Source organism: Paraburkholderia sp. BR14312 (assembly GCF_040948675.1).
GTDB classification, from domain to species: domain Bacteria; phylum Pseudomonadota; class Gammaproteobacteria; order Burkholderiales; family Burkholderiaceae; genus Paraburkholderia; species Paraburkholderia nodosa_A.
The window spans coordinates 284,196-298,236 of sequence record NZ_JBFPKI010000001.1; the positions used below are offsets into that span (position 1 = coordinate 284,196).

Sequence of the window (14,041 nt, forward strand, 5' to 3'; positions counted from 1 at the left end):
AGGTCACGCAGCCTTCGCCAACAAGGCTTTGATGGCCGTTTCGGTGTTGGCGATTGCGGCCTTCGCCGCATCGGGGCCGAAAACCGTGCCTTCGACACGCACCACTTCAACGTCGGTCAGACCGATGAAACCGAGCAGGTGTAGCAAATAGTTGGTCTGAAAGTCGAACGGTGCCCAGGCACCTTCCGAGAACACGCCGCCGGTAGCGGTAACTAGATAGACCTTTTTGCCGGTCAGCAGCCCCTTCGGCCCAGCATCGCCGTAGCCGAAGGTGACGCCCGGCCAGGTGACGTGATCGAACCACGCCTTGAGCTGCGAGGGCAGACCGAAGTTGATCATGCCCGAACCGAGCACGATCACATCGGCGACCTTTAACTCATCGACCAACTCTTGCGCGACCTTCACCGCCTCGACCTGTTCCGGTGTGCGATCTTCGGGCGACGTGCTCCGGCCTTGGATGTAGGCCGGTGCGATGTGCGGCGGTGGATTCGCGGCGAGGTCGCGCACGGTCAGCGGGCCGCCCGAGCGGGCCTGGACGCCTTCAGCAATTTCGGCGGCGAAGCGGGTGGAAAGGCTGTCAGCCCCGCGCGGACTGGAAGTGACAAGTAGGGTGTGGCTCATGACGGCTCCTAGGTATAAAATGAGAACTAAGTTAGATATTGACTCTGACTTACCAATTCATACAAAGGATGGTATGGTTCCCGCCGTTTCCCCACAAGAAGGCACACGCATGTCACTTAGTCACACCGAGCTACCTGCCGATATGCCTGCACCTGACGCGGGCGGCTGCCTGGCAACCCGTGAAATCCTGGATCGCATCGGCGACAAGTGGAGCCTCTACATTGTCGCCATGCTGGCTAATGGCCCGCGGCGCTTCAACGAATTGAAACGCGGCATCGACGGCATTTCCCAGCGGATGCTTACGCTGACCTTGCGCGGGCTGGAACGCGACGGACTGGTAACGCGAACGATGTATCCAACGATTCCGCCGCGCGTCGATTACGAACTCACTGACATGGGAAGAACGCTGTTGAAGCCTGTCATGGCGCTGGTCAACTGGGCGAGCGAGAATCAAGTCGCCATTGCCGAGGCGCATAAACGTTTTGACGAGGAGCCGGAGCCAGATCAGGTCTTGGTTCAGGGCGTTGTCTACCAGCGTCGATAAACGAGCCCAGGCTGTAGGCTTGTGCAAACACAGCGACGAAATCCAACTGACGGCTCGCGGCGGGACCTGTCCCAACGCGGATCTTTTGTGGGGTGAGAGTCGGCCACGGCCGATCAAAAAATCGCATAGCCTGACTTGGGTGTCCGTTCCCTGAGCCAAACGGGACGCCTCAACGTCTCGCCGTCGACGCAAACCAATGACGCTTCATGGCCGACCGGCGCCCGACGACCGAGCGACACTACGTGTTTTGGAATGAGGCTAGCGATAGTTCACGAAGTTGATGATGTCATTGAGAAACCACGGGAGAATCAGTTGCGTGTCGGGATCGCTAACGCCCACGGTGAGCCTCGGCGGCTTCGAGGTGGGTGAACCGGGCTTCGCGCCATCGGGGGTGTGCAGCATGTAGGTGGTCGTGTCGGCGGCGGGCGGCGACGGCGAAGCACAACCGGCAACGAGTAAGGCAAGGAACGCTGCGCAGCACAAGCGCTTCATGATAGGCAATCTCCAGCCACGTGATCTCGAGAAGCCCAAGCGTACCATCGGCCCCGCTGCTGCCGCGCAAAGCTGTGCATGCGCCGGATATGCCGAATTAATTCGATGCCGTGGCTTTCGCGCTTATTCGGCGCGAAATTTCACGTCTGAATATCGCCATACAAAGGGGAAAGGAACGAAGCATTGCGGCAATGGAAAGACCACGTTGCGCGAAACGAATACGTGCAACGCGGCCGTCCCGAAAATGAGAGGCGTGCTTAACGGAAGCCGTAAACGAGAACCTTCTTTCCTTCGAATTGTTCCTGCACACCTTGTTCGCAGTTCGGCGGACACGTCGTGCCGTCGGCGGTGGGACCGGACGCGGGCGAATACGCCCTGTAGACAACGGATTCGATGAGTGTCCCGTCGTCGGAAACCACGATCTGCAGGTCGGTCTCGACGCCGGCCAGCACCGGTCCGCCGCTGCCATAGACCTGTTTCATGATCCCCGTGCAATCGGAGTTCACCGTGTAGGTGCCGCTCTGGTACGGGTTGAAGGCGGTCTGCCCGCCTTTCGGCAAGCCATTGATCATGCCGAAGTCGGTGCGGGTGAATTTACCCGAACCGTCGAACGTCACGATGGCGACGTCATCGAGTGTCGAAGGTGAGGCAAACGGGTGCAGCTTGTTGTTGCTATCCAGCAAGCCAAGGATCTCACCATGTCCGTGAAATCCATAAGCTCCCCTTAGCGTTGCGTTCGAGCAAAGGCGCCCGTCGGCCTGCGCGACGCCACTGAGCGAGAGCAGTGCAAAGGCTGTTGCCGACAAAATGCTTGAATGCTTGATCTTCATGGTCATCTCCTTGTCACCATAGCAGGCGTCTGGCTTCATAACGCGCAGCGGGCCAAAAGCAGCCGTCGAGCGAGGCGCCGGCTCGTGCCGGTGTGCGCTCCGCTTCCTAAGCCTATGGAACCGCGCACGCTTGCGCCTCCATCATTTGATGGAGAGAGCGAGGCAACAGGAGATTTCGTGTGCAGACAAACTCGATGGGAACGGCGTTACGGCTTCACTGCATTACGGCTTCACTGCGTAGTGCACCAGTTCGATTGCGTTCGTTGCGGGTGCGCCTCTTCCGGCCAGACGGCCCTGAAATTCTTCGCGCACTACCCGCTTGACGCTCGGGGCATACCAGAGCGTCTCCTCCATCGGGACGCCGCCCGGGCCGTACTGCGGCTGCCAGACGCCGCTCATCGTGATCTTGATCGCGGAGAAAACGCCCGCCTTCGTCTTGACCGTCTCCACGCCGTCCACTTCGCATTAGGCCCGGCGCTGCACCCTCATGCCCGAAGGGGCGGTGGCCATGCAGTCCGCTTCATAGCGCGCGCCGGCTCGCAAGTTGTCTCCCACCCTGTAGTGCGGCGCATCCTGAGGCAGCGCGATGGCAGCGGCGTCGTGCGCGAAGCTGGCCGGGGCGCCCGGGCCGCCAGCACGCTCACGACGCCGATCAATGCAGTGCGACAGACTTGCGGCCTCATTGGCCCTGTTTCTGCAGATATTGCCGCACGTCGCTCATCGACACCCTGCCTGTATGCGCCGTGTCGATCTGATCGAAATGCTGCGAGATATACCCCAGCCCGCTACTTTGCGCCTGCGCTTTCGTGATCGAAGCGCCGTTGTTCAATGCAGTATTCGCACCCAGGCGAGCCTCAACCCGCTGTTGCGCCTGCTGCTGCAATTGCGTACCGGTGGAAGGTGTGAGCGGCGCTGGCCGGCTCGTCGGGAAAAATGGGCCATCCACACCGTGGCCGCCCTTCGGCAGTTGAACGGGCGCCACCGCTTGCGTTGCCGCCTGGGCAATGCCTGTTGTGACCACAGCAACCGCGCCAAGCATGAACGGCGCAATGCACCACAGCTTTTTGAATGTAGACATGATCGCTCGCCTTCAATGTGTGAGGAGCGGGCCTCAATCGGCTATCGATGATCGACGCTCGAGGAAAGGCCCCGGCCTGTCAGGTTATTGGCCCGCTGCGGCGACTGCCGTGGAAGTCGGCGTACCCGCGGGACTCTCGTCGGGCCACGGCTGCGGAAGCGTCCAGAGCGAAAGCGCCAATGGTATGGGTTGACCACCATAGTAGCTCACGAGATCGGCCTTCATCTTCGGGCGCGCCACGTCGTCCAGATAGATCATGTGTCCACCCTGGAAGAAGTTGACCTGCAGGTTCGGGCTCAAACCGGCCACCGTTTGCAGACGCGCAAGCTGCTTCTCCGTATTGAAGAACGGCGTAGCAAGATCGTGATAGCCGTTCTCCGCAAGCACCTTCAATTGCGGATTGAGCTGGATCGCGCCGAGCAGGTCGGGCAGCGTATCGGGCAACGGCTGACCGTCGTGCGAGAAGTCCCAGACTCCGATGATGTTGTCGTTCAGAGGCATGTACGTCGCATTCGGCGCCGTATAGCCGAGATAGTCCGGCATTTGCGTAGCGAGTGCTGTCGTGAACGGCTGCGAGATGAGGATGTCCGACGGGTCGCCGTCGCTCTGCAAGCGCGGATCCGAATTCGGCAGCGATACGCGTCCGTCGTAACGACCGATCGTCGTGCCCGGGATCAGTTCGTTACTGAACGGATTCACGTTGAAATAGCCATTGAGCGCCTGCAATGTGAGGCTCGAGGGCCAACGCCACGAATCCAGCGTTTTCTCGGGCGGAAAGACCGGCTTGCCGAGCGCGTCGGGAATGCCGAGTTGACTCAGCACCCACGATTGCGCGTATTTGCGGAAATGCTGGTACTGGCCCGTCGCAAAAATCTCCGACTGCAACGCGAAGAGGCCTTGATCGATCAATGGCGGCGAAACCAGGTTGAAGTAGGCGGCCACCTCGGCATAGCCGGGGTAATAGCCCGCGAGTGTGTCGGTATCGAGCACCAGGCCAGCCGTCGAATTCGTGATGGCCGTCGCCTCGATCGCATCGGCAAAGTAGTTCAGGATGGACGACTGAAGCACGATGCCAGTCAACTGCACGCCCGCCGCTTCGAGCGCAAGCGCAAGCATGTCGGTGCGCGGCGTGCCATACGATTCGCCGTAGAGATAGATCGGCGAACTGCTACGATTATTCACGGCCAGATAGCGCTTGATGAAATCGCGCATCACGTCCACGTCCGTATCGCAGCCCCAGAACTTCTGGTTCGTGTTCGGCAGAATGGCCTCCGAGAGCCCCGTGCCCGGTGGGTCGATGAACACCATGTCCGTCGTATCGATCAGGCTCTCCGCATTGTTGACGAGCGGAAAGTTCGGCCAGTTGGTGAGCAGCGGATCGGGCGTCGCGACACGCGTTGGCGCAAACGAGCCGAGACGCAGCCAGATCGACGAAGAACCCGGCCCGCCGTTATAGATGAACGTCACGGGCCGCGGCGAACCGTTCGTGCTCGGCGCGGTATAGGCGACATACGACATCGTCGCCTCCGGATTGCCGTTTGCGTCCGAAGCCGTCAAATGGCCCGTTGTCGTCGTGTAGTTGATGGTCGTTTTTCCCGAGGTCCACTGGTAATGCATGATCGCGGCCTTTTCGGCGACCTGCGACGCGGCAAGGCCATCGGTAGCGTTCGGCGAATAGGCGACCGGGTCGGTATAAGGCTGGTTGGCATTTGGCGAATTTGAATTTTGCACGGCGGCTTTAGCGCTTGCCGAAACCTGGTTCATGGCGCTCGCGGCCGACGAGGTCGGGCTATCGCCACCGCCGCAAGCCGCTAGCATCAACACGCCGATAGCGATTGCGCCTGCATGGCGCAGCTCGCACCAACTGCGGCTGAACTCCACACTGGGTTTACTGTCCGGATGCATTGTTATACCCCTTCGAATGATGACTTCACACTACGCGGGGGCCGCGTTCGCCGGTAATAACGCCTTGAAAAAGGCACCGAAATTCAAACACAATTACCTGCGCGAGGCGGCTGACATTTAACTTTCCATTCCTGACAAAGTCGATTCAATTTAAGCGACATCTATTTACTATGGATGCCTAAATAATCCATAAAGCATCGGGAGAAACCACTGAGTTTCGCCGACGGAATTTCGCTGGAAATATTTGGTAATGAAAGATAGCAGAGGAAAAATAGGAGGCGCCGCAGTACTTTGTCAAGGGATAGTTCTTTAACCTATGCGCGCTGATTCGTTGCGCACGCAGCAATTGCGTCGAGCACGAAACGGCCGCGTGCATGCGGGTCGGCGATGCGAGATCTCGGTGCCACGCGAGCGCGAACGAAGAGCGAAATGGATGCTCGACAATGCCCACGGATTGTATAAATGAATGCAATCCATCGCTTGCGCGCCTGTCACCCATTCAATTGGGGCCATACTTCCAGGTTAAGTGCGTGACGGTCAAGAAGCCGTCCGCTCATTTAGCTATTCTTATAAATAAAACGCCACCATGGTAAAAAATTCCGCAAGGCAATCCTTACCAGCACGCAGCCAGCACGCATATGTGCGCCGGGCAACAACGGAGATTGACGCGCTGTGCGAAATCAACCATATTTTGACCAGACGGCTGCGCTCGGTCGGGCCCCGTCGCTTTCCTGCGCATGCAGATCGTGAGTTCCGCGACGCCTTGCCGATCGCTTCAACGACGATTCTGAGCATGCCGAAATGGCATCGCCATAACGGTGGGACGACATCATGTCCGCTCAGATTGGTCGCGACCAGAATTTCCCCGCAGCGTGCAAGCATTGCGGCGGACTGCTGTACGAAAACTTCGAATTCTGCCCTTACTGCGGCACAGATCTTCCACTCGACACCGTTTCGCTCGGCACCCATCCGAAGGCCACATTGACACCGCTCGGCGCCACGGCCGCGGCGCCCCCCGCACCCGCTGCCGCGAAGCTCGCGCAGGCGCGCTTACCCGCATCCGACGGGCCGTCGCTGGAGACCGGCTACCCGCATGCCGCGCAGCACGCCTTGGCGCTTCCACACGGGTTGCGGTTTTCGCAGATGGGGCAATGGATCTTCCCCAGGGGTCTATTCGTATTCGCACTGATTCTTGCGTTCGCGTACGGCACGTATCTGCTGCTCGGTGCGAACCGCCAGCGGGAGGCCACCGCCAGCGAAGAGACCCTGCACTCATCGGGCGGATCGGTTTCGACTGATGCGTCCGGGCAACAGGCCAACGAGACGCCCCCTGCCGCCGGCACGCAGACCAGCGAGCATCCGCAATCCCCCCCGCGCAACGCGCCGCAATTCGCCGACACGGCCGAAGCTCTGCGTGCCGCGCGCAACAGCCTTGCGGAAAACAACCTGTTCGACGCGAAGACTGCGGCCAACGCCGTGCTCGCGCGCGGCGGGGACAACGAGGAGGCACGCGCGCTACAAAACGATATCGCCGCGCGCGAGCAACGGCGCGATAGCGCGTTGCAAAACGCAGACCGCTGTGTCGCGCAGCGTGCCTGGGCCTGCGTGCAACATCAGGCTTCGGAAGCGCTCGCGATCGATTCGAGCAGTCAAGTCGCGCAATCGTTGATGGAGCGCGCCATCGTATCGACCGCCTGGAAGCCACTCAGCCCACCTAATGGCGCCCCGCAAACGAACGCGGCAGCGGCGTTGCCGCACGGCGCGAACACCGTACGGCTGCCCTCGTCGCAGGACTGGAATACGGGCGCATCGCCGCCTCCGCTGCCCGGCGCGACGAACACGGCGAACGCGACGAATGCCCCGACCGCGGCGAATGTCGCGACGGCCGCCAGTCCCGCCGGCGGCAACAACAGCGTCGACGCACAGGAGCGGGCGATCCTGCAAAACGGCTGGAAGCACGCCGCGCCATCTGGCGCCGCACATTGAACAGGATTCCATAACATATCGAAGTCTGCCGTAGATCGCAAACAAGGCGGGAGAGAGAGACCATGCTGAAAACGACTCTAGCGGGAGTGGCGGCGCTGATCGCCCTGCTTTTCTCTGTGCTCGCCGTCGCCTCCGAGGTCGACGCGCACTACCGCATCGTGACCGGCCCGGAGCGCGGGACGTACATTCAGATCGGCCAGGACCTGGCGAAATGGGTCGCGCAGCCGGCGGGCATCGACCTCGAAGTGATCCCATCGAAAGGCTCGGCCGAAAACGTGCAGCGCATGCGTTTCGAGCCCGGCGTGAAGCTCGCGCTCGTGCAGTCCGACGTCTACCAGGCCTACGTCGACATGGCCAATTCCGGCAACGAAGAGGCCGGCACGCTGATACGGCCGCTGCGGCTCATCATGCCGCTCTACGACGAAGAGATTTACTTCGTGGTGCGTAACGACTCGCCGATGAAGACGATCAACGAGATCAAGGACAAGGTAATGAGCGTCGGGCTGATCGGCAGCGGCACCGCGCAGTCGGCGACGACGCTGTACCGCCTCATGTTCGGCCAGCCGATTCCGGAGCAGAACGCGCAGCACCTGAGCAACGAGGACGCACTCGCCGCGCTCATCGTCAAGAAGATCGACGTTGCGATCATCGTCGCCGGGCAACCCGCCAAGCTCTTTACCGACATGAACCCCGAACTGCTGCAGCAGATCCGCTTCCTGCGCGTCGATGCGAACGCGCCGGAAACGGCGCGCGCGAAGCAGACCTACTATCCCGCGACGATTCACGTGTCGAGCTACCCGAACTGGCTCAAGGAAGACGTGCCGACATGGACGGTCAAGGCCTTTCTCGTCACCTATGACTACAACCTGCGCGATACGGTCGGCAACCTGAAGCGCTTTGCCGATTCGCTCTGCGCGAACTTCGACAACCTGCAGGAGCACGGCCATCCGAAATGGAAGCAGGTCAAGCTCGATCTACCGGGCCTCGGCAAAGGCTGGCAATACTATCCGCCCGTTGAGCGACGCCTGAAGGCGTGTTTCGCGCATCGCGCCGCGATGCAGGCCGCCACGGGTTCGACCGCGGCGCAAGGCGCTCCCGCCGCACAAAAAGTCGACGGGCGGCCATGCCCGGATCAGGAGCGCCTGCTCCTGCTCTGCAAATAATCCCCCGACGAATCCGCCAGCCGAACGCGGCCCCCGACGCGCGTGAACAGCAAACAAGTGGACCCTTCAAACGCCAGCACGGCGTGGAAAGCGATCCCCTTGTGCCACATGCATTCTCTCCTGGTATCTGCTTTCAGGATGTCCTAATGTCCATGAGTGCCGTGATGCCGGCACGTCGAAACGGTCTTCCCGATGCAGTGCGTCCTAGCCTAACAACAAACAAGGAGACACCCATGAGAGATACCCCGTTCACAGTCCGGCGTAAAACGGCGCACCTGCGTGCCGCGATCGCCATCGCAGGTGCGGCGCTCGTTCCCGGCGCACACGCTGCCGAAAACGACGCCCATCACCCGGAATTCAACCGGCTGCCGTCGTTCGTGGTGGCGAGCAGTCTGCAAACCACGAGCTACGATGGCGTCAGCGACGATCTGTTGACCGCCGGTCTCGGCAAAACCGGCCTCGCCGGGGCGCAGCCTGCCATCGCCGACCACTTGGCGCCGACGGCAGCGGAACTGCGCCGGCTCGCGATCTGGTCGAACTATCGGGCGCTCGTCGATATGAGCGCGAACGGCGGTTATGGCCGCTTCTGGGGGCCCAATGTCGATGTGTACGGCAACGACACACTGGGCGAAGGCAAAATCGCCGGCACCGAATATCTCGCGTTTGCCGACGACGGCAGCGGCCGCCGGAACGTCAGCCTGCTCGTGCAGGTGCCGACCAGCTTCGATCCGGCGAACCCGTGCATCGTGACCGCCACGTCGTCGGGCTCGCGCGGCGTGTACGGCGCGATCTCCGCGGCCGGCGAGTGGGGACTCAAGCGAGGCTGCGCGGTCGCCTATACCGACAAGGGCACGGGCAACGGCGCAGAAGAACTGATGAGCGGCCTCGTGACGTTGATCGATGGCGTCACGGCCAACGCAGCAACGGCTGGGCGCACGAGTATTTTCACCGCGGACGTGCCGGCGGGCGCGCTCGCCGCCTACAACCAGAAGTTTCCGAGCCGTTATGCGTTCAAGCACGCGCATTCGCAGTTGAACCCCGAAGCGAACTGGGGCCGCGACACACTCGAGGCGGTCCAGTTCGCGTACTGGGTGCTCAACCAGCAGTTTGCGCCGCGCGTCGACGCATCGAATCGCGGCGTGCGCTATGCGCCCGGCGACATTACGACGATCGCGGCTTCCGTGAGCAACGGCGGCGGCGCATCGCTCGCGGCAGCCGAAGAGGACACGGGCAAGTGGATCACGGCGGTCGTGGTCGGCGAACCGCAGATCAATGTGCGCATGCCCGGTGACGCGCAAGTCAGGGAAGGTGGGCAGCGCATTGCCGCGGCCGGCAAACCGCTGGCCGACTACATGACGCTCGCGAACCTGCTGCAACCCTGCGCCGCGCTCGCGGACGCCGCCGCCGGCGCGCCCTATCTCACCGCGCTGCCCGTGGCGACCACGACAGCCATTCGCCAGGCGCGCTGCACGTCGCTCGCGGCGGCAGGCTACGTCCACGGCGGCGATACGCAGGCGCAGGCGAACGACGCGCTCCAACGCCTGCATGAAGCCGGCTATGAAGCGGACTCCGATCTGCTGCAGGCGCCGATGTGGGATTCACAGGCCGTGCCGGCTGTTGCGGTGACCTACGCCGATGCCTACACGCGCTCGAGCGTGCTCGACAACCTGTGCGGATTCAGCTTCGGCACGACGAACGCATCGACGGGTGCCGCGGGCGTTGCGCCCGCCGTCTCGCCAATGCTGACCATCTTTGGCGTGGGCAATGGCGTGCCGCCGACCAATGGCGTCAATCTCGTCTACAACGTCACGCCGCCTGGCGGCGCCGACCATCGGCTGGCCACGCCCGACGCCAGCTTCGCGGGCGCGGCATGTCTGCGCGCGTTGTGGACGAACGGTGATCCGCGCATGCGCCAGAGCGTCCAGGCGATCAGCGTACATGCGAACCTGCATGGCAAGCCCGCAATCATCGTACAAGGCCGCAGCGACGCGCTCGTGCCGATCAATCATGCGTCGCGCGCGTATCTCGCGGCAAACAGCGAACGGGAAGGTTCGCACAGCCACCTGTCGCTGTACGAGGTGACGAACGGGCAGCACTTCGATGCATTCCTCGCCGTGCCGGGCTTCGATACGCACTTCGTGCCGGTGCACTACTACAACATCGCGGCGCTCAATCTGATGTGGAATCACCTGAAGAATGGCACGCCGCTGCCGCCTTCCCAGGTCATCCGCACGATCCCGCGCGGCGGCAACCCGGGCGCCGCGCCGCCGTTGGGTCTCGCGAACCTGCCGGCCATCGTGGAGAATCCGGGCAGCAACGCGATTCGCGCGAACGACGGCGTCGTGAACGTGCCGCATTGAGTCGCGAAGCACGCCGGCGCGGCGAGCGCATCACACCAGCAGTTGCCGCGCCAGCACTTCTCTCGCTTGTGTCACGGTGTCCCCTTCGCCGGGATGCGGTGGCAGGAGCGAGAACACGGCGTCGGGCAAGGCCGGCAGCCGGTGCTTCGGGCCGAGCCGCGTGAGACCCTCCCCGATTGCCGAAGCGCACAGGCATCCCACGCCCAGACCGGCTGCCAGCATGGACTGCAGCCCGGCCACGCCCGACGCGCTGTGAACGAGCACGTACGGGATGTCGTTTTCTTCGAGCGAGCGCACCGCGACCTGGTGCATCATGCAGTCGCCCGGCAGCAGCACGAGCGGCAAGGCTTGCGGCAACTGCTCGGCGAGCGTCGGCGACGCAACCCAATAGAGCGGTTCGCGCAGCAACTCCCAGCGCGCGTCCGCGTCGGTGGCGGCGGGTCGGAACGGGCCGCGCGACAGATGCATGACCACGCCGAGATCGATTTGCCGCTTCGCATACGCGAGCTCGATATCGGCGCTCTTCATCGCGCTCACGTGCAAGCTCAGCTGCGGATAGCAGTCGCGCAGCCGCACGAGCAGACCGGCCACCTCGTTCGTGCGGAAGTACTCGGTGATCGCGACGCGCAACTCGCCCTTGATGGCCTGGCCGCGCACGTCGTCGAAAGCGGCTTCGTTGAGCGCCACGAGACGCCGCGCATGGTCGAGCAATCGTGTGCCCGCGGGCGTGAGCTCCACACCGCGCTTGCTACGCACGAAAAGCGGCATGCCCGCGCGCGCTTCGAGCTTGCGCACCTGCTCGCTGATCGTGGATTGCGAAAGGTGCAGCAACGGCGAGGCCGCCGAAAGGCTGCCCACGTTCGCCACAGCCGCGAACGTCTTCAACTGGTCGAATTCGAAGCCACGCATGACATTCAACATCCATCGAATAACTCGATGGATAGTACCACCTATTCCCGCTTTTCCGTCAGATCGAGGTGGATCAGAATGTCGACTGGACGCTCACGCCTGCGCGCGTGCTGAATAGCGCAGCCTGACGAAATCCGGCCCTTTATCGCTGAGCACACTCATGTCTGACAATACGTACGCCGCCTGTGCCGTGGCGCCTCGCGCCGCCGCAGCCGATACCAGCCACGGCCATCACGGCTGGGCGCTGGTCGTTTTGCTGGTGGGCGCGATTCTGCCGCCGCTCGACTATTTCATCGTGAACCTCGCGCTGCCCGCCATCCGCGACGGACTCGGCGCGAACGCGTCCGAACTCCAGCTGGTCGTCTCGGCCTATGCGTGCGCGAATGCCGTCATGCTGATCACGGGCGGGCGCCTCGGCGACCTGTACGGCCGCAAGCGCATCTTCATGGTGGGCATGGCGGGCTTCGTCGTCGCCTCCACATTCTGCGGCCTGGCCACCAGCGGCACGGCACTGGTCGCCGGACGCATCCTGCAAGGCCTGTTCGCCGCGACCCTCGCGCCGCAAGTGCTCGCCACGATCCGCAGCGTTTTCACGCCGCACGAACAGGTGCGCGTGATGGGGCTTTACGCGTTCGTTTTCGGCGTGGCCGCGGTGATCGGCCAGCTTGGCGGCGGCGCGCTCATCAGCCTGCATCCGTTCGGTCTGGGATGGCGCGCGATCTTTCTCGTCAACCTGCCTATCGGCGTGTTCGCGCTCATCGGCAGCTGGCGCTTCATCCCGGAAAGCCGGCCGCCGCGCGGCAAGCGCATCGATGTCCCGGGCACCCTGCTGCTGTCGCTGTTTCTGCTGATGCTCGTCTATCCGCTCACGCGCGGACGCGAGTCGGGCTGGCCGCTGTGGATGCTCGCCTGCCTCGCCGGCTCGCTGCCCATGCTCGGTCTGCTGCTGCGCGTCGAGTGGCGCAGCCTCGTCAACGGCAAGGATCCCCTGCTCGATGTGCGCCTCTTCCGCAATCCGGTCATCGCGCTCGGTCTCGTGCTGGCGTTCCTCTTCTATACGATGAGCGCGTTCTTCCTGACCTACGGTATTTATCTGCAAGGCGGCCTGCATTGGACGCCGCTCGCTTCGGGACTCGCGATCCTGCCGTTCGGCATCGGCTTTCTTTCCAGCCCGCTGCTGATGCCGCGCCTCGTGCACCGGTTCGGCGGCTATCGCGTGCTGACGCTGGGCTTCGTGATGCTCGCGGGCGGACTCGCGATTGCGGCTGCGCTCGCGGGGGCGGTACAGCCCGGCGCCGGTTTCTATCTCGGACTCGCGGCGATCGGCATCGGCCAAGGGCTCGTTTTGCCCTCCGTCGTGCGCATCGTGCTGGCCGAAGTGGAGCCCGAGCGCGCGGGCATCGCCTCGGGCATGGTCACGGCAACGCTGCAGATCGGCGCCGCCGTCGGCGCGGCCACACTAGGCGGCCTGTTCTTCTCGACGCTCGGCGCGGCGCCCGGTATGATCGACTACGCACATGCGTTCAAGACGACGATGTTCGCACTCGTCGCGATCCTGCTGCCCTGCGCGCTGCTCTCCACCGCGCTGGGACCGTTGCATCGGCGCACGCATGCAAACGGTCCCGGCACACAAACCGGCACACAAACCAATACGCAGTGATTTGCTCCGGAGTCCTCGCTATCAGAAGTCGATCTGCGCGGAGCACGGTGCGGAGCGCGCAGATCGTGAGGCAGGTGCCCTGCTGGAGCCAGTAGCAGGCGATGCAGTGAAACGCTTTCGCTTATATTGGATGTCTGATTATATTTTCTTCCTTGCAGCGGCTATTCACCCACGGGAGGAAATACATTCCAGTAACCGTCGTCGTGCTGAAAGAAGAACAGCGCGTGAAAACCCGTTGTCTGGCGCGTCTCCACGCACACATAGCGTGCCCTGCCGGAAGGGGTATGGCCAAACGCGGTGACATGCACCGGCGAAGTCGGTGCGAGCCATTTTTCGACCTGATAACGCAGTGACTGCGTCTTCGTGCGTCTCATCTGGTCCTCCCAGAGATCGGTTGGTTTTGCAGCCTTTTCGCCGGAAACCGCGAAAACGCCCTGCGCAAACCGAACGCTCTTGATGCAAGGCGCAATTCTTACCGCGTCGCATCAAGTGT

At 62.5% G+C, this 14,041-nt stretch carries 14 protein-coding genes; 6 read left to right on the top strand and 8 right to left on the bottom strand.

The genetic code is table 11. The annotated features are described in order from the left end of the window. Positions 1-3 precede the first annotated feature (3 nt). Positions 4-621, bottom strand: a complete 618-nt coding sequence (locus tag AB3X98_RS01205; protein ID WP_368603236.1) for an FMN-dependent NADH-azoreductase — start codon at positions 619-621, stop codon at positions 4-6. Positions 622-730: 109 nt separating this feature from the next. Between AB3X98_RS01205 and AB3X98_RS01210 the strand changes: the two genes are divergently transcribed. Beyond that, positions 731-1,165: a helix-turn-helix domain-containing protein gene (locus AB3X98_RS01210; protein ID WP_342948231.1), complete on the top strand. Its 435-nt coding sequence runs from the start codon at positions 731-733 to the stop codon at positions 1,163-1,165. A 258-nt stretch (positions 1,166-1,423) separates the two neighbouring features. Here the strand turns inward: AB3X98_RS01210 and AB3X98_RS01215 are convergent, their stop codons facing one another. From AB3X98_RS01215 to AB3X98_RS01235, 5 genes are all read right to left on the bottom strand, one after another. After that, entirely contained in the window at positions 1,424-1,657 is a 234-nt protein-coding gene (locus tag AB3X98_RS01215; RefSeq protein WP_069262219.1) for a hypothetical protein, read from the bottom strand. Between the two features lie 257 nt (positions 1,658-1,914). After that, on the bottom strand, positions 1,915-2,487 hold the full coding sequence (locus tag AB3X98_RS01220) for a hypothetical protein (protein WP_368603237.1): 573 nt from the start codon (positions 2,485-2,487) through the stop codon (positions 1,915-1,917). A gap of 222 nt (positions 2,488-2,709) precedes the next feature. Then, on the bottom strand, positions 2,710-2,937 hold the full coding sequence (locus tag AB3X98_RS01225; protein WP_368603238.1) for a hypothetical protein: 228 nt from the start codon (positions 2,935-2,937) through the stop codon (positions 2,710-2,712). Between the two features lie 229 nt (positions 2,938-3,166). After that, the gene (locus AB3X98_RS01230) at positions 3,167-3,526 is read right to left on the bottom strand and encodes a 2-oxoglutarate dehydrogenase (RefSeq protein WP_176732835.1); all 360 of its coding nucleotides are present in this window, start codon (positions 3,524-3,526) and stop codon (positions 3,167-3,169) included. A gap of 123 nt (positions 3,527-3,649) precedes the next feature. Continuing rightward, positions 3,650-5,383, bottom strand: a complete 1,734-nt coding sequence (locus AB3X98_RS01235) for a peptidase S10 (protein ID WP_368603264.1) — start codon at positions 5,381-5,383, stop codon at positions 3,650-3,652. On the opposite strand from AB3X98_RS01235, the gene AB3X98_RS01240 reads away from it, so the two are divergent. The 4 genes from AB3X98_RS01240 to AB3X98_RS01255 all read left to right on the top strand — a co-directional run bounded on the left by AB3X98_RS01240 (position 5,328) and on the right by AB3X98_RS01255 (position 10,979). Continuing rightward, on the top strand, positions 5,328-5,591 hold the full coding sequence (locus AB3X98_RS01240) for a hypothetical protein (RefSeq protein ID WP_368603266.1): 264 nt from the start codon (positions 5,328-5,330) through the stop codon (positions 5,589-5,591). The genes AB3X98_RS01235 and AB3X98_RS01240 overlap by 56 nt on opposite strands. A gap of 710 nt (positions 5,592-6,301) precedes the next feature. Next, positions 6,302-7,456, top strand: a complete 1,155-nt coding sequence (locus AB3X98_RS01245) for a hypothetical protein (protein ID WP_368603239.1) — start codon at positions 6,302-6,304, stop codon at positions 7,454-7,456. Between the two features lie 62 nt (positions 7,457-7,518). After that, positions 7,519-8,619 (top strand): TAXI family TRAP transporter solute-binding subunit, encoded by a 1,101-nt coding sequence (locus tag AB3X98_RS01250; protein WP_368610200.1) that lies wholly within the window; start codon positions 7,519-7,521, stop codon positions 8,617-8,619. Positions 8,620-8,852: 233 nt separating this feature from the next. Further along, on the top strand, positions 8,853-10,979 hold the full coding sequence (locus AB3X98_RS01255; protein WP_368603241.1) for a D-(-)-3-hydroxybutyrate oligomer hydrolase: 2,127 nt from the start codon (positions 8,853-8,855) through the stop codon (positions 10,977-10,979). A gap of 30 nt (positions 10,980-11,009) precedes the next feature. Here the strand turns inward: AB3X98_RS01255 and AB3X98_RS01260 are convergent, their stop codons facing one another. After that, positions 11,010-11,888: a LysR family transcriptional regulator gene (locus tag AB3X98_RS01260; protein WP_069262431.1), complete on the bottom strand. Its 879-nt coding sequence runs from the start codon at positions 11,886-11,888 to the stop codon at positions 11,010-11,012. Between the two features lie 160 nt (positions 11,889-12,048). Here AB3X98_RS01260 and AB3X98_RS01265 point away from each other — a divergent pair, with 160 nt between their 5' ends. Further along, a complete protein-coding gene (locus tag AB3X98_RS01265; RefSeq protein WP_368603242.1) occupies positions 12,049-13,548 on the top strand; it encodes an MFS transporter in 1,500 nt (499 codons plus the stop codon). 161 nt (positions 13,549-13,709) lie between these two features. On the opposite strand, the gene AB3X98_RS01270 is transcribed toward AB3X98_RS01265, so the two are convergent. Next, positions 13,710-13,922, bottom strand: coding sequence for a hypothetical protein (locus AB3X98_RS01270; RefSeq protein ID WP_069262228.1), 213 nt, complete (start codon positions 13,920-13,922; stop codon positions 13,710-13,712). Positions 13,923-14,041: the final 119 nt, after the last annotated feature.

Coding starts and splice junctions, on each gene's coding strand:
- AB3X98_RS01205 (WP_368603236.1), bottom strand. CDS start 621: ATGAGCCACACCCTACTTGTCACTTCCAGTCCGCGCGGGGCTGACAGC.
- AB3X98_RS01210 (WP_342948231.1), top strand. CDS start 731: ATGTCACTTAGTCACACCGAGCTACCTGCCGATATGCCTGCACCTGAC.
- AB3X98_RS01215 (WP_069262219.1), bottom strand. CDS start 1,657: ATGAAGCGCTTGTGCTGCGCAGCGTTCCTTGCCTTACTCGTTGCCGGT.
- AB3X98_RS01220 (WP_368603237.1), bottom strand. CDS start 2,487: ATGAAGATCAAGCATTCAAGCATTTTGTCGGCAACAGCCTTTGCACTG.
- AB3X98_RS01230 (WP_176732835.1), bottom strand. CDS start 3,526: ATGCTTGGCGCGGTTGCTGTGGTCACAACAGGCATTGCCCAGGCGGCA.
- AB3X98_RS01240 (WP_368603266.1), top strand. CDS start 5,328: ATGGCGCTCGCGGCCGACGAGGTCGGGCTATCGCCACCGCCGCAAGCC.
- AB3X98_RS01235 (WP_368603264.1), bottom strand. CDS start 5,383: ATGCTAGCGGCTTGCGGCGGTGGCGATAGCCCGACCTCGTCGGCCGCG.
- AB3X98_RS01245 (WP_368603239.1), top strand. CDS start 6,302: ATGTCCGCTCAGATTGGTCGCGACCAGAATTTCCCCGCAGCGTGCAAG.
- AB3X98_RS01250 (WP_368610200.1), top strand. CDS start 7,519: ATGCTGAAAACGACTCTAGCGGGAGTGGCGGCGCTGATCGCCCTGCTT.
- AB3X98_RS01255 (WP_368603241.1), top strand. CDS start 8,853: ATGAGAGATACCCCGTTCACAGTCCGGCGTAAAACGGCGCACCTGCGT.
- AB3X98_RS01260 (WP_069262431.1), bottom strand. CDS start 11,888: ATGCGTGGCTTCGAATTCGACCAGTTGAAGACGTTCGCGGCTGTGGCG.
- AB3X98_RS01265 (WP_368603242.1), top strand. CDS start 12,049: ATGTCTGACAATACGTACGCCGCCTGTGCCGTGGCGCCTCGCGCCGCC.
- AB3X98_RS01270 (WP_069262228.1), bottom strand. CDS start 13,922: ATGAGACGCACGAAGACGCAGTCACTGCGTTATCAGGTCGAAAAATGG.